The sequence below is a fragment of the Rhizobium pisi genome, assembly GCF_003938655.1.
Lineage (GTDB): Bacteria > Pseudomonadota > Alphaproteobacteria > Rhizobiales > Rhizobiaceae > Rhizobium > Rhizobium pisi.
This window is the reverse complement of the sequence record NZ_RJJT01000012.1, coordinates 68,438-87,953: the sequence shown is the minus strand read 5'-3', so window position 1 is coordinate 87,953 and position 19,516 is coordinate 68,438. Positions and strand designations below refer to the sequence as shown.

19 protein-coding genes are annotated in these 19,516 nt (G+C 58.2%); 9 read left to right on the top strand and 10 right to left on the bottom strand.

What is annotated here, in order from left to right:
• Nucleotides 1-2: 2 nt before the first annotated feature.
• A complete protein-coding gene (locus EFD55_RS18225; RefSeq protein ID WP_125846453.1) occupies nt 3-890 on the top strand; it encodes an ABC transporter permease in 888 nt (295 codons plus the stop codon).
• Nucleotides 883-1,962 carry a quaternary amine ABC transporter ATP-binding protein gene (locus EFD55_RS18220; RefSeq protein WP_125846452.1) on the top strand — a complete coding sequence of 360 codons (1,080 nt, stop codon included), beginning with the start codon at nt 883-885 and terminating at the stop codon, nt 1,960-1,962. The genes EFD55_RS18225 and EFD55_RS18220 overlap by 8 nt, the downstream gene beginning before the upstream one ends.
• On the opposite strand, the gene EFD55_RS18215 is transcribed toward EFD55_RS18220, so the two are convergent.
• Entirely contained in the window at nt 1,933-2,157 is a 225-nt protein-coding gene (locus EFD55_RS18215) for a hypothetical protein (RefSeq protein WP_125846451.1), read from the bottom strand. The genes EFD55_RS18220 and EFD55_RS18215 overlap by 30 nt on opposite strands.
• 96 nt (nt 2,158-2,253) lie before the next feature.
• On the opposite strand from EFD55_RS18215, the gene EFD55_RS18210 reads away from it, so the two are divergent.
• The 7 genes from EFD55_RS18210 (at nt 2,254) to EFD55_RS18180 (ending at nt 10,348) form a co-directional block, all read left to right on the top strand.
• Entirely contained in the window at nt 2,254-3,654 is a 1,401-nt protein-coding gene (locus EFD55_RS18210) for an aminotransferase (RefSeq protein ID WP_125846450.1), read from the top strand.
• A gap of 157 nt (nt 3,655-3,811) precedes the next feature.
• Nucleotides 3,812-4,840, top strand: coding sequence for an ABC transporter substrate-binding protein (locus EFD55_RS18205; protein ID WP_125846576.1), 1,029 nt, complete (start codon nt 3,812-3,814; stop codon nt 4,838-4,840).
• Between the two features lie 108 nt (nt 4,841-4,948).
• Nucleotides 4,949-6,061 (top strand): ABC transporter ATP-binding protein, encoded by a 1,113-nt coding sequence (locus tag EFD55_RS18200; protein WP_125846449.1) that lies wholly within the window; start codon nt 4,949-4,951, stop codon nt 6,059-6,061.
• 12 nt (nt 6,062-6,073) lie between these two features.
• On the top strand, nt 6,074-6,985 hold the full coding sequence (locus EFD55_RS18195) for an ABC transporter permease (RefSeq protein ID WP_125846448.1): 912 nt from the start codon (nt 6,074-6,076) through the stop codon (nt 6,983-6,985).
• Nucleotides 6,978-7,784, top strand: coding sequence for an ABC transporter permease (locus EFD55_RS18190; RefSeq protein ID WP_165504868.1), 807 nt, complete (start codon nt 6,978-6,980; stop codon nt 7,782-7,784). The genes EFD55_RS18195 and EFD55_RS18190 overlap by 8 nt, the downstream gene beginning before the upstream one ends.
• Before the next feature lie 49 nt (nt 7,785-7,833).
• Nucleotides 7,834-8,874, top strand: coding sequence for a histone deacetylase family protein (locus EFD55_RS18185; protein WP_125846446.1), 1,041 nt, complete (start codon nt 7,834-7,836; stop codon nt 8,872-8,874).
• Nucleotides 8,875-8,914: 40 nt separating this feature from the next.
• Nucleotides 8,915-10,348, top strand: a complete 1,434-nt coding sequence (locus EFD55_RS18180; protein WP_125846445.1) for an aldehyde dehydrogenase family protein — start codon at nt 8,915-8,917, stop codon at nt 10,346-10,348.
• Nucleotides 10,349-10,463: 115 nt separating this feature from the next.
• Here the strand turns inward: EFD55_RS18180 and EFD55_RS18175 are convergent, their stop codons facing one another.
• The 9 genes from EFD55_RS18175 to EFD55_RS18135 form a co-directional block, all read right to left on the bottom strand.
• Complete coding sequence (locus tag EFD55_RS18175) at nt 10,464-11,225, bottom strand: helix-turn-helix domain-containing protein (RefSeq protein ID WP_210276253.1); 762 nt, start codon at nt 11,223-11,225, stop codon at nt 10,464-10,466.
• A gap of 200 nt (nt 11,226-11,425) precedes the next feature.
• Nucleotides 11,426-12,853 carry an amidase gene (locus EFD55_RS18170; protein ID WP_125846443.1) on the bottom strand — a complete coding sequence of 476 codons (1,428 nt, stop codon included), beginning with the start codon at nt 12,851-12,853 and terminating at the stop codon, nt 11,426-11,428.
• Nucleotides 12,854-13,093: 240 nt separating this feature from the next.
• Entirely contained in the window at nt 13,094-14,035 is a 942-nt protein-coding gene (locus EFD55_RS18165; RefSeq protein ID WP_125846442.1) for an aldo/keto reductase, read from the bottom strand.
• 65 nt (nt 14,036-14,100) lie between these two features.
• A complete protein-coding gene (locus EFD55_RS18160) occupies nt 14,101-14,685 on the bottom strand; it encodes a cysteine hydrolase family protein (RefSeq protein ID WP_125846441.1) in 585 nt (194 codons plus the stop codon).
• A gap of 50 nt (nt 14,686-14,735) precedes the next feature.
• The gene (gene ggt, locus EFD55_RS18155) at nt 14,736-16,328 is read right to left on the bottom strand and encodes a gamma-glutamyltransferase (protein ID WP_125846440.1); all 1,593 of its coding nucleotides are present in this window, start codon (nt 16,326-16,328) and stop codon (nt 14,736-14,738) included.
• 38 nt (nt 16,329-16,366) lie between these two features.
• Entirely contained in the window at nt 16,367-17,059 is a 693-nt protein-coding gene (locus tag EFD55_RS18150) for an ABC transporter permease (protein WP_125846439.1), read from the bottom strand.
• Nucleotides 17,056-17,769: an ABC transporter permease gene (locus EFD55_RS18145; RefSeq protein ID WP_125846438.1), complete on the bottom strand. Its 714-nt coding sequence runs from the start codon at nt 17,767-17,769 to the stop codon at nt 17,056-17,058. Before EFD55_RS18145 ends, EFD55_RS18150 begins: the two co-directional genes overlap by 4 nt.
• Before the next feature lie 74 nt (nt 17,770-17,843).
• Complete coding sequence (locus EFD55_RS18140; RefSeq protein ID WP_125846437.1) at nt 17,844-18,695, bottom strand: transporter substrate-binding domain-containing protein; 852 nt, start codon at nt 18,693-18,695, stop codon at nt 17,844-17,846.
• Between the two features lie 93 nt (nt 18,696-18,788).
• Entirely contained in the window at nt 18,789-19,502 is a 714-nt protein-coding gene (locus EFD55_RS18135) for a GntR family transcriptional regulator (protein WP_245438488.1), read from the bottom strand.
• Nucleotides 19,503-19,516: the final 14 nt, after the last annotated feature.

The following is a 19,516-nucleotide window of genomic DNA, read 5'->3' as shown; positions in this document are numbered from 1 at the left end:
TTTTGGATTGGCTGTTCAGCTTTCCGCACATGGATGATGCGGCTTTACGCGATCTCAAGAAGGTGATCGACGAAGGATTCCGCAGTTTTACTCGCGCCTATGGCGATGGTCTTGAATTGATTTTCGAGCCGATACAGCACTTTCTGATCTGGTCGGAGCGTTTCATGACGAAGACGCCCTGGCCGATCGTGCTTATTCTCATCGCGCTCGTCGCGTGGTTCGCCAGCCGCAACTGGAAGATTGTCTCGGGAACGGTCGTGACGCTGCTGCTCATCGGCTACTTCGACATGTGGGACGACACGATGAAGACGGTCTCGATGATCTTCGTCTGCACAGTCCTGTCGATCGTCGTCGGTATCCCCATCGGTATCGCCATGTCACGTTCTGACCGGGTGCAGAACGTCATTAATCCGGTCCTCGACGTCATGCAAACCATGCCGAGCTTCGTCTATCTGATCCCGGTCGTCATGCTGCTCGGCATCGGCAAGGTGCCCGGCCTCATCGCCGTCGTCATCTACGCCATCCCGCCGATGATCCGTCTCACCAATCTCGGCATCCGTCTCGTCGACAAGGACGTGCTGGAAGCGGCAGACGCCTTCGGGTCGTCGAACTGGCAGAAGCTGAAGAGCGTGCAGATGCCGCTCGCGCTGCCCACCATCATGGCTGGCATCAACCAGACCATCATGATGGCGCTCGCCATGGTGGTCATCGCCTCGATGATCGGCGTGCAGGGCCTCGGCCAGCCGGTACTGAAGGCGATCTCCAACCAGTATTTCACGCTGGGCATCTTCAATGGTCTCGCCATCGTCGGCATCGCGATCATCTTCGACCGTGTCAGCCAGGCCTTCGGCGCACGCCTTCAAAAGCACCGGGAGGTGGTTCATGGGTAACAAGAAAATTGACGGCTTCGGCATCGAAATCAAAAAGCTCTACAAAATCTTCGGCCCCAACGGCGCGGATTGTGTAAAGCTTGTCGAGCAAGGCGTCACGAAGGCGGAACTGAACGAGAAGCATGGACACGTTCTTGGGTTAAGAGATATCAACATCTCGATGCCCGCTGGCGGCATCCAAGTGATTATGGGGCTTTCCGGATCGGGCAAGTCCACGCTTATCCGCCACATCAACCGTCTCATTGACCCAACGTCAGGCGAGCTTGTCATTGGCGACGAGGATGTGGTCAAGATGGATGCCGCGCAGTTGCGCGAATTCCGTCGGCACAAGACCGCCATGGTTTTCCAGAAGTTTGCGCTTCTTCCGCATCGTAACGTTCTCGAAAACGCGCTTTACGGCCTGGAGATACAAGGTTCTCCCCGCGATAAGCAGGTCGACTGCGCCATGCGATGGATCGAACGTGTCGGTCTTAAGGGATTCGAGAGCAAATATCCCAATCAGTTGTCGGGCGGCATGCAACAGCGTGTCGGTCTTGCCCGTGCGCTGGCGAACGATGCGCCGATCCTGCTTATGGACGAGGCGTTTTCCGCGCTGGACCCGCTCATTCGCGTCGACATGCAGACCGTGCTCCTCGACCTGCAGAAGGAGATCAAGAAGACGATCGTGTTCATTACCCATGACCTAGACGAGGCGCTGAGGCTCGGGGACCGCATCGCGATATTGCGGGATGGGGAAGTCGTGCAGCAGGGCACCGGGCAGGACATCGTGATGAACCCGGCCGACGATTACATCGCCAGTTTCGTCCGGGAAGTGAACCGCGCGCGCGTCATCAAAGTCAAGACAGTCGCCACCCCGCTGAATGCTTCGGCCGGTGAGCTGAATATTTCGGTGCCGGCCGGCGCGACGCTGGAGGAGGCGGCAAGAGCGATGACGCTGGCCGGGGCAAGCGAGATCGCCGTCGTCGATGCCGACGGTCAGGCCATAGGTGTGCTGACGCTTCCCCAGGCGGTTCATGCCATGGTCAATGCGCAAGTGGCCTGCTCAACGTCCGACGCCAAGAAAGTTGCCTAGGCAAAAAAGGAAATCCAGGAATGGGAATAGTTCAACGAACCGCTCGATCAGCACCAGCTTCGCGGTGGCGGGAAAGCCTCCTCGAGACCTATTGGGAATGCCCGCTTTGGCAGCTTCAAAGCTGACCGCACCAGTCGCAAAAGGTTGGGCCTCTCGGCGGAACGCTTCCGCGTCGGCCAAGAGGGTAATGTCCATTATTTAGGCAGCCTCACCCCGCGCGGTGGCTAGAGCGACACTGTGTTTCATGTTCGATTGTCCTACAGTTTAGCATTAAAGACGTGGAGAATTTTTATGGTTGAACCAGCTCTCTCGCAACTGGAGACCGATGCTCTCCGTAACGACCGGTTTCATCTTATTCAGGCCGCCCCGGTAGCTGGAAGTATCGGTGCTGAAGCTCGCGAGCTCATCACGTCTTCCGAAGATATCTTTGTCTTTGACCAGAGCGGCAGAAAATTGATCGACGGACCGGCAGGTATGTGGTGCGTCAATGTCGGGCATCGCAACCAGGCCCTGGCCGATACATTGCACGACCAGGCGATGTCCCTGACCTACTCGACACCATGGTATACAAGCAATGCGCCCGCGGAGAAGCTTGCGCAAATCCTTGCGGAGCGGGCGCCGGGCGATCTCAATCATGTGTTTCTTACAACAGGCGGTTCTTCCGCGGTCGAGACGGCCATACGGCTCGTGCAGTTCTACAACAACGTACGCGGACAGCCGCAGAAGAAATTGCTGGTCTCCCGTCAAGGAAGCTACCATGGTTCGACCTACTTGACCGCATCGCTGAACGGCCGCCCACGGGATCACGACTGGATGGATGGCGCGAGCGAGCTCGTAAGAAAGTTGACTTGCCCCAATCCCTTCCACCGACCGGCCAACCTGTCAGTGGAGGCCTTTGAAGATTTCCTCGTCGATGAGTTTCGCAAGCTCATTGCGCATGAGGGCGCTGGGCGAATCGCCGCTTTTGTTGCCGAACCGATTCAGGCAAGCGGCGGAGTCTTGATGTCGCCGCCGAACTATCTCAAGCGCATGCGCGCGCTCTGCGCAGAAAATGACATCCTCTTTATCGCCGACGAGGTCGTCACCGCCTTCGGACGGCTCGGCCACATTTTCGCATCGGAGGATGTGTTCGGAATCCAGCCAGACATGATAACCTTCGCGAAGGGTGTCACCTCGGGATATTTTCCCCTCGGTGGCGTCATGGTGTCAGAGCGTTTGTTCGCAGAACTTCGCCGCTCAAACCATCCCAACGCCAATTTTGTGCATGGTCTGACCTATTCCAGCCACCCCATCGGCTGCGCGGTGGCAATCCGCAATATCGAGTTGCTGGAAGACGGCCTCCTCGAGCACGCGCGTGAAATCGGTCCCTATTTTCAGGAGCAGTTGCGAACGCTGGAGGAACTCCCGCTCGTCGGGGAGGTTCGGGGTGCCGGCCTTATGGCGGGGATTGAATGTGTTGCCGACGCCAAAGCCGAGAATCCTTTCGATCTCGATCTGACCGTCGGCAAGCGGATCGACTTTCATTGCCAGGAGAATGGGCTGCTTGTCAGACCCCTCATCAACATGTGCGTCATGTCTCCGCCGCTTACCATCAACCGCTCGCAAATCGACATGATGACCGATGCTCTTCGCAAGGGGATTGAAGCAACGGCGCAGGACCTGATCCGCGAGAAACTTTGGCGGCCGGCATGACCCGTTGGCTGCCTCCCTTTTAAGCAGAGGGGATGGCTAGACGAGAGGTAAGCAGCCAGCACAATTTTGAAGCCGGAACTGAGCATTCTTGGGGAGTCTGCAGGTTTCGAAATGTCGGAACACTGGATTATCCAGCCAGAAAACAAGCGAGGGGAAAATGAGATTCACCGTCACATCCGCCGCATTCATTCTTGGCCTGAGCGCCACCGTCGCCCTGGCTGAAGGCAATCTCAACATCTACAACTGGGGCGAATACACCAGCCCCGAACTGATTGAAAAATTCTCAAAAACATACAACATCCATGTGACATTGACGGATTTCGATTCCAACGACACGGCACTTGCAAAGGTGCGCCAAGGGGCCTCCGGATTTGATGTCGTGGTTCCGTCGCAAAGCTTCGTCCCCACCTATATTCAGGAAGGGCTGCTTGCCGAAACAAATCCAGGGCAGATGGAAAATGCCAAGAACCTCGAAGAGACGTGGCGGGATCCCGCTTTCGACCCAGGCCGAAAATATTCCGTGCCATGGCTTTGGTATACGAGCGGCGTAAGCGTCAATACCACGGCCTTCAAAGGCGACATAAATACCTGGAAGGTGATTCTGGATCCGCCGAACGAACTGAAGGGAAAGATCAATATCGTTCCCGAGATGAATGATATCATGTTCGCCGCGATCAAGTTCGAAGGCGGCACATGGTGCACAAGCGACAAGGCTTTGCTCACCCGGGTCCGTGACCGCCTAGTCGAGGCCAAGAAGAGCTGGCTGTCAATCGACTATGCCGGCATACAGAGAATGGCCACCGGAGATGTCTCGGCCTCCCTCGACTGGAGTGGTTCCGCGTTGAAGCGGCGTACTGTAAACCACAGCATCGCTTATGGCCTTCCCAGAGAAGGCTTCACCTATGGCTCTGACAATGTGGTGGTCCTAAAGGATGCTCCAAATCTGGAGAACGCCAAGCTTTTTCAAAACTTCATCATGGCGCCCGAAAACGCAGCATTGAATTCGGTCTATGCCAAATATGGAGCGGCCATCATCGGTGCCGAGAAATACTACTCGGACGATATGAAGGGTGCGCCGGAACTCTTCATTCCCGACGACATGAAATCAAAGGGCGAGCTTCTGACGCTTTGCGATCCGAAGATCTCGCAGCTCTACAGCCGCATCTGGCAGGACGTCCAGAAATAGGTCGGCGAGCATGGCGGCCCGCCACCGATCTCCTTCACACGGTTCGACGCCAGCGCTTGTTCTAGCTGCCGCGTCGGCCCTCGCTGCGCAATTTATGTTGAGGACAATATGACAGGTGAGATTACACCGGGCGTAGCTATTCGACTGAAAAAGGTAACCAAGACCTACGGTTCTGGAAATGGCACCGTCACAGCAGTCAAGAGCACCACGCTTGACATCTTCAAGAACGAGTTTTTCACATTGCTCGGGCCATCGGGTTGCGGAAAAACCACTCTGTTGCGCCTGATAGGCGGCTTCGAATATCCGACAACCGGCACCATCCTTCTCGATGGCGAGGATATTGCGTCGGTGCCACCGTTCCAACGTCCCATCAACACCGTCTTCCAGAATTACGCGCTTTTCCCACACATGACGGTGGCGCAGAATATCGGCTTTGGCCTGCGAATGCTCAAACGGCCCCGCCATGAAATCGCTGCCCGCGTTGATGAAATGTTGAAACTGGTGCGACTGGAAAATCTGTCCGGTCGGCGCACGGGACAGATATCGGGTGGTCAACAGCAGCGGGTCGCACTGGCCCGCGCGCTCGCATCCGAGCCAAAGGTTTTGCTTCTCGACGAGTCACTTTCGGCCTTGGATTACAAGCTTCGCAAGGAAATGCAGATGGAGCTCAAAGCGCTCCAGGCCGCGACGGGCATCACCTTCATTTTCGTAACGCATGATCAGGAGGAGGCTTTGACGATGTCTGATCGTGTCGCGGTGCTGTCCTCAGGTGAAATAATGCAGGTCGGAACCCCGCACGAAGTCTATAACAGGCCGGCAAATCGTTTCGTGGCGAATTTTGTCGGTGAAACGAACTTCCTCCAGGGAAGAGGGCTCAATCCGGACGCTCGCGGGACGATGATCGATCTTCAGGGGATCGGTGCCGTAGCTATTCCAATGAAGGACACGGTTGCCCACGGTGCCCTGGTAAACATCGTCGTCCGGCCGGAGCATTTGCGAATATTTCCATTGTCCCAGGAACCGGCCAGCCAACTTACCGGGTCTGTGAAGACGGTAAGTTTCTGCGGTCCCGAGACGCAATACACTGTCGAACTGAGTAATGGCTCGGGTCTTCTGTTGGTCCGCAAATACAACACGCCGGACGAAAATCCGTCCGTTGCCATCGGGGATTTGGTCTCGGTGAAGTTCACACCGAACACGGCACAGGTGTTGCCCGGCTGAGGAGACGTACAGATGGCTAGCCTCGAATCCGCACGGTTGAAAACAGAGAGCCGAAGGCGATGGCTTTTGATTAGTCCTGCGATGCTGGTCGTCATTATCGGTGCGATCGCACCGCTTCTGGTAATCGTGATTTACTCATTCCTGACCCCTGGTCCGACGGGCGGCGTGAATTTCACGCCATCTTTCGAAGCTTGGACGCGCGTGCTCTTCGACCGTGATCTTTTCGACGACACGCTGACGCTGTCTGGGACGAACCTCGAGATTCTGCTGCGCTCGCTTCTCTTGTCGCTAGCGACCACTTTTCTGTGCCTGCTCGTAGGATTTCCGACAGCTTATTTCATTGCGACCCGCAATCCGCTCAACCGGGAAGTCTGGCTTTTACTTGTCACCGTTCCCTTCTGGACAAATCTCCTTATCCGCACGTTCGCTATACAAGATCTCATCCGGAACGAAGGAATCATCAATACCCTTCTGCTCAAGGCAGGATTGATCTCTGAACCGATCCAGATGCTGTTCACGAATTTCGCGATTTGCCTCGGCCTGTTCTACGTCTATCTTCCTCTGATGATCCTGCCTGTTTATGCAAGTCTGGAACGGCTGGATCGAAACCTGCTCGAGGCAGCGTCCGACCTTTACGCCCGTCCATTCAAGGTGCTTTGGGAAATCATCGTACCACTTGCCCAGCCCGGCATCGTTGCTGGATCCATTCTCGTTTTCATCCCTGCAATCGGTACCTATGTCACCCCCATCCTGCTCGGTGGCGGCAGAAAACTCATGATCGGCAACTATATCGAATTGCAGTTCGGCCAGGGGCGGGACTGGCCGTTCGGCTCCGCTCTTTCGCTGACCCTTATGGGCATCGTGATGGTGGCGCTGCTCGTCTATATCCGTCATGGCGACACCCACGGACACGAACATGGCTAAAAATTTCCCCGTAACCCATCAGCGTGGCTTCAGTGCCGTGGCCGTCACCACGTTCATTTTTCTATACGCACCATTGGCCGTGGCCCTCGTTCTTGCTTTCAACGCCGGGACCAGTGCGGCGAAATGGGAAGGCTTCTCGCTTCGTTGGTTTCAAAGCGCGGCAAACAATCAACAAGTCATCGCGGCTTCTATCCTGTCTCTGAAACTTGCCGCCATATCCGCCGTCCTGGCGACAGCGGCGGCCACGCTGGCTGCCTTGGCGATGACCCGAGGTCCAAGGTTTCGGGGGTGGACGTTCACCTACGGTGTCATCTCGGTTCCATTGATGGTGCCTGAGATTGTGACTGCCGTGGCGCTCCTGGTTGTAAGCGCAACACTTCGAGGCTGGACCGGCTATACGGGTCTGACATATTTGATCGTGGCGCATACGGCATTCTGCGTACCGTTCGCCTATCTTCCGATTCGTGCCCGACTTCAAACGATGGATATCAGCCTTGAGCGTGCTGCGGGAGACCTGTACGCATCGCCTTGGAACGCGTTTCGCTTCGTCACGATGCCCCTGTTTTTTCCGGGCGTCCTCGCGGGTTTTATCCTCGCCTTCGTCACTTCGCTGGATGACGTCGTGATCACCGAATTCGTAAAGACTGCCGGCCAGGATACACTGCCGACATACATGCTGGGCCAGGTGCGTCGCACAATTACACCCGAGGTGAATGCGATAGCAGCCGTGTTCTTCGTGATCTCCGTGGCGCTTGTCATCTGCATCTACGCCGTCAATCAGCGAACGAAGATCAACTGAATTCTTAATCTCAGATCCGTCCGGATCTTTGAATCGTGGGTAATGCTCGATGAAAACGATTTTCTCGCCGCGGCAACAGGAACACCAGGGCCAGTTCGAATTTTACAACGGCGCTGTTGTTGAAGGTTATGAGAATACCTCGCGCGCAACGTTCATATTGAGCCGGATCGAGGAGGTGGGCCTCGGACCCGTCCTCGCCCCCCGGCCGCAATCCCTCGAGACCGCCAAACGGATCCACTCGACTGCGTATGTCGATTTTCTGGCGTCGGCGTGGCGGTTTTGGCGGGAAGCCGGACGCACGGGTACAGCTCTTCCCTACGCTTGGCCCGCGAGAGGCAGGTATAAGGATGTTGCGCCCGACTCAATCGACGCGTTGCTTGGACTATATTCGATCGATGCCAGTACGGGCTTTGTCGAAGGCACCTGGGAAGCCGTCAAGGCTTCGCACGACAGTGCCCTCACTGCAGCGGATTTGATCATCGAGGGAGAACAGGCTTGTTTTGCCCTTTGCCGTCCCCCCGGCCATCACGCCGGAACCGATTTCAATGGCGGCTACTGTTTCCTCAACAATGCCGCCATCGCCGCGCAACGCCTGCTGGACGCTGGCGCTTCGCGAGTGACAATCCTCGACATCGACTATCACCACGGAAACGGCACACAAGAGATCTTCTACGAGCGCGGTGACGTTCAGGTTATCAGCCTTCACGCCGATCCCCGCAATGATTATCCGTTCTTCGCTGGCTATGCGGACGAACGCGGTTCTGGCCACGGAGAAGGGTGCAACCTCAACATACCGCTCCCAGATGGCACCGACTGGGCGCAATGGGAGAGGGCACTAGAATTCGCGCTTGGCAGCATTCGGCAGCGTGGCCCTGACGTAGTCGTCATCTCCCTTGGCGTTGACACCTTCGAGGGCGATCCGATCAGTCGCTTCCGGCTTTCGCACAGCCATTTTCCTCTTATTGGCGCCCACCTGGCCGGCATTGGGACGAAAACCCTGTTCGTCCTGGAGGGCGGCTATGCCGTCGAAGACATCGGCGTAAACGTCGTCGGGGTTCTTTCTGGCTACGAGGAGGCCAGGCGCCGTTGAGGCACTGGCTGCAACGAACAACAATGTTACTGGAGGAATCATGCAGTCCGACAACGCACTGAAATTCTATATCGACGGTCGATGGGTGATGCCGAGCGGCGCTGACCGAATGGACGTGATCAATCCTGCAAACGAACATCCGTTCATGCAGATCGCGATCGGCACCATCGAAGACGCCGACTTGGCCGTGCAAGCGGCCTTCGAGGCCTTCCCGACTTTCTCGCAGACAAGCAAGAGCGAGAGGTTGGAACTCCTGCGCAATGTTCTACGATGCTACAATGATCGCTACGAAGATATCGCGCAGGCCGTCAGCACCGAACTCGGTGCACCTTTGAAATTTTCGCGCGAGGCGCAAGCCTGGGCGGGACAGATTCATTTGGAATCGACAATCGAGGCTCTTGAAGCATTCAGCTTCGACGAGCACAACGGAAGCTCGATGATCACTTGGGAGCCTATCGGCGTTTGCGCGCTTATCACGCCGTGGAATTGGCCGCTAAACCAAATCGTTTGCAAAGTTGCGCCGGCTCTCGCAGCGGGCTGCACAGTCGTGCTGAAGCCATCCGAACTGGCGCCTCTCAGCGCGATGATCTTCGCGGAAGTGCTTGAAGAAGCTGGAGTACCCAAAGGCGTCTTCAACCTGATCAATGGCACGGGGCCTGTCGTCGGACAGTATCTCGCAGGTCATCCTCGGGTCGATATGGTGTCTTTCACGGGATCGACCCGTGCAGGCATCATTGTCGCCAAGACGGCTGCGGAGACGGTCAAGCGTGTGGCTCAGGAACTGGGCGGGAAGTCAGCCAATATCGTGCTGGCTGACGCTGACCTGGAGGACGCGGTCATCAAGGGCGTCGAAGCGTGTTTCAGCAATTCGGGCCAATCCTGCGATGCGCCGACTCGCCTTCTGGTCCCGGCCAAGCGCCATGCCGAGGCGCTTGAGATCGCGAAACGGGCCGCGGCCGCCACGCGCGTCGGAGATCCCTTATCTGAAAATACTGATATGGGGCCGGTGATCAGCCAGCAGCAATTCGACAAGATTCAGGGGTTGATTGGTGTCGGCGTAGAAGAAGGCGCCATTCTGGTTGCAGGCGGACTGGGTAAGCCGGAGGGGCTGGATATTGGCTATTACGCAAAGCCCACGATCTTTGGCGGTGTGACGCCGGAGATGACGATTGCCCGAGAGGAAATTTTTGGTCCGGTCCTCTCGATCATTCCCTATGACACGGAGGCGGACGCAGTAGGGATTGCAAACGACTCGATCTATGGTCTGGCCGCCTACGTGCAGGGCGGCAATCTGGAGAGGGCGAGAGCGGTCGCCCGGAAACTGCGGGCGGGGGCAGTTTACGTCAACTATGCGCCGTGGGACACCCATGCGCCCTTCGGTGGTTACAAGCAATCCGGAAACGGCCGCGAATACAGCCATTGGGGAATTCGCGACTTTATGGAGGTCAAGGGGATAGTGGGTTGGGGGGCGTGAGCGCCTCCCTCTGACAATTGAAATCCGGTGTACTCGCCACGCGGAGATGTCCCGTGCGCACTTGCGCGGCGAGGAGCGGAGCAAGTGCCGCGGCTTCTTGAGTAACCCGGTGAATTTAACCCCTCAGCGTTTCAGACGGCGTCTCGCCGAAAAGCGACCTGTAGCGGAACGCAAAGCGGCTCCAGTGAAAGAAGCCCCAGTCCATGGCAATGTCCGAAACCTTCCGCGGCGCGCAACGGGCGCGCAGCAGGTCGCGACGCGCCCCATTAAGCCGAAGCAAAGTCAGCATCCTCTCGAGGGGGATCTGCGAGAAACTCTGGCAGGACGCCCTGAGATCGAAGGCCGATACACCGAGGTCACGCGACAGCGATCTTACCGTATGCGGCCTGTCCGGCCCATCGAAAATCCTGTCGCGCATTTTCTTATAGATTTTTTCGGCCTCAGCTATTTGCGGTGTTTCGCAAACGACGCTTTTCTGGAAAAGAAACTCGAAACGATCCGTGATCACGTCCGCGAGCACGTCATCGACGTTTTCCCTGGCGTAAGGGTATGTTTGTTGGCTCGCGGCTTTGAGCAGCGATAGCAGCCAATCTGCGAGAAATGCCGCAGGTTCCAATGGAGCTTCGACAAGGTGCGCTTTGCTTTTGTAGTCTTCATCGCATATCGCGTCGCGTCTCAGAACGAGCATCAGCAAATCACTACCAGCATCCATGAAGCCGATGCGATTGGTCCAATTTAGAGCGAAGCCCGAGACGCCGAGCGCTTTCTCGCCGCAAGCCAGCTCACTTTCGTCGAGTTTCGGGTAGTAATAAAAGATCACGCTTCCTTCGGGCGCGGAAAACGCTTGCTCCGTGCTGACACTGATGGTCTCGCGCAAGATGTCTCAAAATACACGTCCCGCATACCTCCAGTTACACTTTGAAAAAGCCGGTCAAGCCTATGCGTGAAAGAAGCTTTAGCATTGCGATACTGCACCAGCTCGGCCGTGTAGTAAACGAATCCCGGAATGGCATTTCGCTACGAACTGCTTTGGCCGGTCGCAGCAGAGCCGCGTAGCAATCACAACCAGAAATGCGACTAGCCCAACATCGGACGTCGCTGGTCGCTCCCGTACCATGCTCCAATTTCGGCTTCATAGGCAAGCGCAATGCTCAATACGTCCTGATCGCAATAGGTCTTGCCAACGATCTGAATTCCGGTAGGCACTCCGCTTGGAGCGCGCCCCGAGGGTACGCTGACGACCGGGCAACGGCTGAGCGTGTTGAAGGGATGGGTCATCAGCCAGCCGAGCATCGGCTCGACATCCTGACCGTTGATCTGAAGTCCGTTCGAAGGTTCGAAATCCGCACTCACGGCTGGGAGCGCCAGGGTTGGGCAAATGAAGGCGTCAAAGTTCTCCATCATCGGGCCAAAAGTCCCGTACATCTCGCCGGCGAGCTCGAGAGATCTGAGGTACTCTCTCATCCCCTTAGCACGAGCGCTTTGTGCGAAGGAGCGGGTATAGCCGCTTAGCTCGTCGCCATGCGTGTCGAGATATTGCGCGACCCATGTCCCAAAGATCGACGCGAGATAATCTCGCGCCGCGTCCTCCGCGCTCAGGGTCCAGCCGAGATCGACCTCGACGACTTCGGCGCCCATGTCTCTGAGACGGCCAATTGCGTCTAGGGTATTCTTCCGCACATCCTCGCTCACCTGTTTGAAGCCGAGATCGATAGAGTAGGCGATCCGCTTCGATTTCAGGTCCGCAAATTGGTTCGCTATTTCGATTTTCGGCCGGAGAGAGACCACGTCGAGGGGGTGGGGCCCACTCATAACGTTTTGCATCAGAATGCAGTCGGCAACGCTGCGAGCAAGCGGACCGGGATGGTTGTAAAAATCGAAGCCGAAGGGAGCGAGATCGGCATTCCGACCATATGGCGGCTTGTAGCCGACCAACCCGCAAGCCGACGCAGGAATGCGAATAGACCCACCGATGTCTGAACCGGAAGCGAGGGTCGTGAACCCCGCTGCCAGTGCCGCCGCGGAACCGCCGGACGAGCCGCCGGTGGTGAATTCACGGTTCCAGGGATTGCGTGTAACGCCCCATAGGCGCGAATGGGTAAAGCCGGCGCATGAAAACTCGGGCGTTGTGGTGCGGCCCATGATGACCGCCCCGGCATTGATAAGATGCTCGTTCACCGGCGATGTTACAGAAGCGACCTCCTCTTTGAAGATCAACGAACCAAATGTCGTGATCTTGCCAGCAATCAGGCTCTCATCTTTGATGGCCACCGGAATACCCTCCAGTGGCCGCACCTTTTCGCCGCGGCGGTATCGCCGCTCAGCCTCTCTTGCCGCGGCAATCGCGTCGTCCGCATAGAGGAATGAAAATGCATTAATGTCGGAGCCGATCTCAGCAATGCGCGCCAATTGTGCGTTCAGAAGCTCGACCGGTGACAAACTTCCGTTTCGAAACGCCGCGAGAGCTTCGGTGGCCGGCAAATAGCAGAGTTCCAAATCGCTCATTCTTATGCTCCACGCGATGGCTTTCTGATCGCAGCTTGCGCCAAACAGGCTGATCAATAAATTGCTCTGGTAGCATGGTCGACCTACCGGTCTCTATCCTCCCCTGTTTCCTAGTGGCGCCTATTTTTTAGGCCCTCAAAAGGAATGTTCATCGTTCCCTGCGGGGTCAGACAACCGGTAGGACAGCTGGATCTCGGGCCTTCTGGTTGGACGTAATTCTCGCCAGCTGCGATTGGTACATCAGACGGCGAGTTGCGTAAGATCCTCGGCGGTCAACTGAAGCGCGGCGGCCCGGGCGAAACTGTCGACGTGCTCGGGCTTCGTTGCTGAGGCGATGGGTGCAGCCACCGCCGGCTGGGCCATCAGCCATGCGAGCGCGATCTCGCTGAGGCTTGCGTCGTACCTATCCGCCACTGCTTGAAGAGCGTCGAGAAGGGCGAAACCGCGGGGCGTAAGATACTTCTCGACATCCTCCCCACGGACCGAACGCGATAGGTCCGCCCTGTTGCGATATTTTCCAGAGAGAAAGCCGGAGGCGAGGCTGAAATAGGTGACCGCGGCGATGCCTTGCTGCACGCAGAGTTCCTGCATCGGCCCTTCAAAGCCCGAACGATCGTACAGATTGTATTCGGGCTGGAGGACTGTGTAGCGAGGCAAGCCGTCTACGGCGAGGGCAAAGGCCGCCTGCATCTGGTCCGCGTCGAAATTAGACGCGCCGATCGATCGGATCTTGCCGGCCTGAAGCAGCCCGTCGAAGGCCGAGAGTGTCTCTTCCTGGGGCGTCTCGGGATCCGGCTGATGTGCGAAATAGAGGTCAATAACATCAGTTCCGAGCCTGTGGAGGGAGTGCTCGACGGCCTCAAGGACCCACCGACGCGACAGGCCCTTCCGGCCGTTGCCGCCCATATCGGAACCCACCTTCGTGAAGATCACCACCCGCTCGCGCATGCCCGGGCGTGCCTTGAGCCAGCGGCCGATCATCGATTCGGATTCGCCCCCCAGATTGCCGGGCGCCCAGTTGGAATAGACATCGGCCGTATCGATGGCGTTGAAGCCGTGATCGACGAAAGCGTCGAGCAGGCGGAACCCCGTCTGTTCGTCGACGTTCCAGCCGAAGACATTGCCGCCCAGTACCAAGGGAGCGATGGAGAGGCCGGAATGGCCTAGTTTGCGTTTGATCATTGTCTTTCGACTATCCGTTCAAAGTGTGGGACCGGGCCGGAGGTGCTAGTGTCCACTCATCGGGCTCAGGATACTGCCAGCCATTCGGCTGTCGTCACGACTCTTGCGAAGCCAGCGGCCAGGGTCGCGGACGTGCCTGCCCTGATCGTGTCCTGCGTTACCGTTTCGGACAGGTCGGGGCACCCGGTCGCGTCGACGGGGAAATCAACGAAGTAGTCGAGATCATGCCCATGCCTCGCGGTTGCCTCACAGCAGAAATTGGTCATGAATCCGGTCACAACGATCCGGTGTATCGACCTTTCCCGCAGCATCCGGTCGAGACCTGTGCCCACGAAGCTGGAATAGCGCTGCTTGCTGATCATCAGGGCGCCGGCGGGAAGCCTGAGTCTCGGGTCATCATCGACTTCTTCGGTGCCCGCGACAAATCCTAGTTCGCCCACCTCGCCGCTGAAATCGAACATTCGGCCGGCATCCGAGCCATCCGCGCGATGGACATGGCGGATGTGAACCACGACGTCGCCCGCCGTTTCCGCCGCGGTCACGATAGCGTTGATGTTGGCGATCACGTCGGCATTGCCGACGCAATGCAAGGGCGAAGCCGGATCGGCATAGGCTTTTTGAACGTCGATCACGAGGATTGCGCGCGTCATATCGTTCCTTCCGCTGAGCTGGTGCAACATAATTGTGGAGGCCAAAATCCTCAGATTCCCAGCGCAATTCCGTCTTTCCGTGGTTCCGATGCGCCGGTGAGTGTGCCGTTATCCCAGTCGATGCGGATTGCCTGTGCGCCGCCGATCGGGTCCGCTGCGGGAGAGAAGGTGAAGCCCCGCCGTTCGAGTTCGGCTTTTGTCGCGCCGTCAAGCGTGTGCTCGGCCTCCACTCTCGTTCCTTCGGACGTGGGCATTACGCGCGGCATATCGATCGCCTCCTGCATATCCATCCCGTAATCGAGAACCTTGGAGATCAGATGCGCATGGCCAAGCGCCTGATAATAGCCGCCCATCACGCCGAAGGGCATCTCCACCCGGCCGTTGCGGGTCACCATACCCGGGATGATCGTGTGCAGCGGCCGCTTCGACGGGCCAACACGGTTCGGATGGCCGGGTTTGAGCGAGAAGCTCTGGCCGCGATTATGCAGAATAACGCCAGAACGTGGCGCCACGAGGCCTGTGCCGAAACTGTCGAAGATCGAATTGATGAAGCTCACGGCATTGCGGTCACGGTCGACGACCGAGATATAGACGGTGTCGCGATGAAGCGGCATTTCGAACGGCGGCAGGTCGGTCAGCGCTTTCCTCAAGTCGATCATCGCCGCGAGCCTGTCGGCCAACGCATCCGACAGCAACTCATCGACTGGTACTTCCGCCTTGTCCGGATCGGCGATCCAGGCATCACGGGCGGCATAGGCCAGGCGTGTTGCCTCGATCTCGATATGCAGCCGGTCCGGCGATTGCGGGTCGCCGTGAGCGTCGAAGCGGCTCAGGATGTTGAGGATCAGGAGCGCGATGATGCCCTGGCCGTTGGGCGGGCATTCGTGAATCGTATAGCCGCGAAAGTCGGTGGTGACAGGGGCTACATACTCACCGCGGGCGTTGGCGAAGTCTTCCATCGTGTGAAGCCCGCCCAGGGAACGCAGATGGGCGACTATGTCCTCGGCGACGGGACCACCATAGAAGCCGTCGCGCCCCTCGGCGGCGACGCGCTTCAGGGTTTCCGCCAGCTCCGGCTGCCGATGCACCTCGCCGATCTTTGGCGTCCGCCCGCCAGGAAGGAAGATCCGCGCTGCCGTCGCGTCGGCGGCAAGCAGTTTTTCTTCCAACGACCAATCGCGATGGACGCGTGGCGTGATCGCATAACCACCTTCGGCAAGGCGGATTGCCGGCGCCAGCACGTCAGCGAAAGGGAGTTGGCCGTGATCGGCATGCAGGCGTGTCCACGCGTCGATCGCCCCGGGGATAGTGACCGCAGCGGGCGACTGGCGTGGCACCTCCGTCAGCCCTCGCTCGTCAAACCAGTCGGCCGTCAGCGCGGCCGGAGTGCGGCCCGAGCCATTGTAGGCAATGACCTTGTCTGACCCGCCGGGCGCATAAAGTGCAAAACAGTCGCCGCCGATGCCCGTCGAGCCCGGTTCGACGACGCATTGCACTGCGCACGCGGTAATGGCGGCATCCATGGCATTGCCGCCGCCTTCCATGACCTGCAGCGCCGCAAGCGTCGCTGAAGGGTGCGAGGTCGCCGCCATCGCGTGGCGCGACACGGCAACGGATCGTGTCGGCTTCTCGAAGTTGCGCATTTGGTTCATTCTCCTGGTCATTGGCAGCAAGGTATGTCTCAGGCCCGCGCCCGATAGGGCGTGAGCCAGGCTTCGAGCGCATTCAGCGCCGAGATGATTGCAAAGTTGAGGGTGAGATAGATGGCGCCGGCGGCGACGAAGACCTCGACGGCCCGATAGGTTTGCGAGATCAGGTCTTGAGCGATGCCGGTGACCTCCATGAGGGTGATGATCGAGGCCAGCGACGTGCCCTTGACCATGAGAATGATCTCGTTGCTGTAATTCGGGATCGCCTGGCGCAGGGCCAGAGGCAGAACAATCAGGCGCAGCGTCAGAAGCTTCGACATGCCCGAAGCTGTAGCTGCCTCGACCAAGCCGCGCGGCACAGCTTTTATTGCGCCGCGCAGGATCTCGCTTCCATAGGCGGCTTCATTGAGACTGAGCGCGATGATGGCGCACCAGTAAGGCTCGCGGAACAGCGGCCAGGCTCCGATTAATTGAAGCCACGGCCGGAACTGACCGAGACCATAATAGATGAGGAAGATCTGCACCAGCAGGGGTGTTCCGCGAAAGACTGCGACGAAGGTACGGATGGGCCAGACCACGATCCGGCGATTTCCCTGTTGGGCAAGCGCAAGCAGCAGGGCCAGTAGGAAACCGATGCCCATCGAGGCTGCGGTAAGCTGCAGGGTCAACGGCAGGCCGGCAAGTAGGACGGGAATGATCTCGAGAAAGAAGGTGAAGTCGATCATGCGTGGACCATGCCTCTCCAGGCCCTCGCCTCGCCATAGCGGAAGACGGAAGCGGTCACGGCGGCGATAACGAAGTAGAGCGCGGCGGCGGCAACATAGAAGATGAAAGGTTCTCGCGTCGAACCTGCTCCGATCTGGGCTTGGCGCATCAGTTCTACGAGGCCGATAACGGAGATCAGCGCGGAGTCCTTGAGCACCAGCTGCCAGACATTGCCGAGCCCCGGCAGGGCGTGGCGCATCAGTTGCGGTACGATGACGAGGCGCAGCGATTGAGATCGGGACAGGCCGAGCGCCTTGCAGGCGTCGAACTGGCCGCGGTCCACGGCCTGGTAGGCGCCGCGATAAACCTCCCCCTGATAGGCGCCCGATATGACGCCGATCGCCAGGACACCCGTTGCAAAAGCCGGGAGCCCGACGAAACCGGCGGCGCCAAAAAACTTGCCAATCTGCGTCAGCGCAATACTGCCGCCGTAGTAGAGCAGGTATATCGTCAGCAAGTCTGGCACACCACGGAATACGGTGCCGTAGACATGGGCGAGCCAAGCGGGGATGCCACGGGAAGAGAGCCGGCCTGCAGCTGCCGCGGCACCAAACACCGCGCCGAGGAGAAAGCCGAGAACGGATAGCGCAAGCGTAACACTGGATGCGAGAAGCAGAGCGACTCCCCAGCCTCCCTCTTCCAAGCCCAAGAGATGCACAAGGTTGATCATGTGAGTCGTAGCCTTTCAGCGCGCTGCCCGGCGCAAACGGCTCGCGCCGCTTCGTCGGGCAGGTCCGCCCGCGCCTACTTGACCGGCGTCACATCCGTCTTTACCCATTTCTCCGAGATGCGCTTGATGGTGCCGTCGGCGATCGCCTCGTCTATCGCGGTATTCAGCATCTCCTTGAGCTTTGTATCTTCCTTGCGCAGGCCAGCGCCTGTTCCGAGTCCGAACATGCCGCCTACAAAGCCGGGCCCAGCCAGGGTGTAATCGGCAAATTCAGGTTTTGAGAGTGTCGCGGTGAGCGCCGTCTGCTGCGCAAAAATAGCGTCGATCCGCCCCGCGGCGAGGTCGAGGTCATGTTGCTCAGTCGTCTTGTATTCACGGATTTCCACGGTATCGCCGAAATATTTCTTTACGAACTCCCGCATCATAGTAGCCGACTGTACGCCGACCACCTTACCCTTCAGCAGCGGCTTCAGCTTCTCGATCGCGGCCATGGATGCGGCCTCGTCGTCCAGATTGAACTTTTCCGCGGAAACGCCGAGCTTGCCGAGCTCGCTGTCCTTGGCGACCGCGAACCCACCCGGGTCGACTGCGTAGGGTTGGGTGAAGTCTATGGTCTCGAGCCGCTTTGGCGTGATGAACATGCCCGCCATGATCACATCGAACTTGCCGACCTTGAGCGACGGAATAAGCCCGTCCCAGTTCTGCGCGATGATCGTGCATGTGATCTTCATGCGCGCGCAGAGATCATTGGCCAGTTCGATTTCGAGCCCGTCCAGTTTGCCGTCGGAATTGGTAAAGTTCCAGGGCGCATAGGCACCCTCGGTCGCGATGGTTATGGCCTTTGGAGCGTCCTGTGCGAGGGCACTCTGGCCAAATCCGAGCATACCAAGTACAGCCGCGACCGCGGCCAGTCGATGAATTTTCATGTCAGTTCCCCTTTTTAAACTCTTATCTAGCTGTTCCCGTCGCCCACGCCCGATCTGATGCCGGTCTAGGGCATTCTCTCCGGTCGGCGTTCATCACCGGCTTGGAGTTACGAACTCGGCCAGCATTGGTGCCGTGCCGAGAATATGATCCCGCATCACCTGTTCGGCGTGGCCCGCGTCGCCGGACCGCAAAGCCGCAATCAGTGCGGCATGCTCTTCCCGGGCGGAAAGCGGCTTCTCGATATAGTCGAACCAGATGCGCATATAGGGTTCGATCACCGCGTGCAGCGCCGAGATCTGGTGGATGAGCTTAGGCCTCTGGCTCAGCGCACATATCCTGCCATGAAATTCCTGGTGCCGGACCACCCAATCATTGCTTCCGCTCTGGCCAGCGCGCTCCATGCGGTCAAGCAGGCGCTCTAAGTCATCGAGTCCGTCCTCGTCGATCCGCGGCATTGCCAATCTGACGGCAAGCCCCTCCAGCACGGACCGCATTTCAAAAATCTCGTAGAGTTCATCAACCGTGAGCCCGGCGACGATGCAGCCGCGGTTGGGACGCAGAACCACCAACCCGTCGGACGCAAGGCGCCGGAACGCCTCCCGCACCGGCATGCGGCTCATGCCGATCTCGGCTGCGATGTCCTCAGGAATCAAGCGTTCACCCGGTTTGTAGCGGCCGATCCGAAGGGCCTGCTGAATATGTCGATACGCTTCTTCCTCTGCAGTTGAGCTATGCTGTCCAAATGAGGCAATAGAGGAAGACATCGAAGGATCGCTCCGGATTTTTGTATCCAATGATACAATCATGAGCCTTCCCCTTC

Bases quoted from the DNA above. Each gene is read 5' to 3' on its own strand.
- EFD55_RS18220 (WP_125846452.1), top strand. From the start codon at position 883: ATGGGTAACAAGAAAATTGACGGCTTCGGCATCGAAATCAAAAAGCTC.
- EFD55_RS18215 (WP_125846451.1), bottom strand. From the start codon at position 2,157: ATGGACATTACCCTCTTGGCCGACGCGGAAGCGTTCCGCCGAGAGGCC.
- EFD55_RS18210 (WP_125846450.1), top strand. From the start codon at position 2,254: ATGGTTGAACCAGCTCTCTCGCAACTGGAGACCGATGCTCTCCGTAAC.
- EFD55_RS18205 (WP_125846576.1), top strand. From the start codon at position 3,812: ATGAGATTCACCGTCACATCCGCCGCATTCATTCTTGGCCTGAGCGCC.
- EFD55_RS18200 (WP_125846449.1), top strand. From the start codon at position 4,949: ATGACAGGTGAGATTACACCGGGCGTAGCTATTCGACTGAAAAAGGTA.
- EFD55_RS18195 (WP_125846448.1), top strand. From the start codon at position 6,074: ATGGCTAGCCTCGAATCCGCACGGTTGAAAACAGAGAGCCGAAGGCGA.
- EFD55_RS18190 (WP_165504868.1), top strand. From the start codon at position 6,978: ATGGCTAAAAATTTCCCCGTAACCCATCAGCGTGGCTTCAGTGCCGTG.
- EFD55_RS18185 (WP_125846446.1), top strand. From the start codon at position 7,834: ATGAAAACGATTTTCTCGCCGCGGCAACAGGAACACCAGGGCCAGTTC.
- EFD55_RS18180 (WP_125846445.1), top strand. From the start codon at position 8,915: ATGCAGTCCGACAACGCACTGAAATTCTATATCGACGGTCGATGGGTG.
- EFD55_RS18170 (WP_125846443.1), bottom strand. From the start codon at position 12,853: ATGAGCGATTTGGAACTCTGCTATTTGCCGGCCACCGAAGCTCTCGCG.
- EFD55_RS18165 (WP_125846442.1), bottom strand. From the start codon at position 14,035: ATGATCAAACGCAAACTAGGCCATTCCGGCCTCTCCATCGCTCCCTTG.
- EFD55_RS18160 (WP_125846441.1), bottom strand. From the start codon at position 14,685: ATGACGCGCGCAATCCTCGTGATCGACGTTCAAAAAGCCTATGCCGAT.
- ggt (WP_125846440.1), bottom strand. From the start codon at position 16,328: ATGCGCAACTTCGAGAAGCCGACACGATCCGTTGCCGTGTCGCGCCAC.
- EFD55_RS18150 (WP_125846439.1), bottom strand. From the start codon at position 17,059: ATGATCGACTTCACCTTCTTTCTCGAGATCATTCCCGTCCTACTTGCC.
- EFD55_RS18145 (WP_125846438.1), bottom strand. From the start codon at position 17,769: ATGATCAACCTTGTGCATCTCTTGGGCTTGGAAGAGGGAGGCTGGGGA.
- EFD55_RS18140 (WP_125846437.1), bottom strand. From the start codon at position 18,695: ATGAAAATTCATCGACTGGCCGCGGTCGCGGCTGTACTTGGTATGCTC.
- EFD55_RS18135 (WP_245438488.1), bottom strand. From the start codon at position 19,502: ATGATTGTATCATTGGATACAAAAATCCGGAGCGATCCTTCGATGTCT.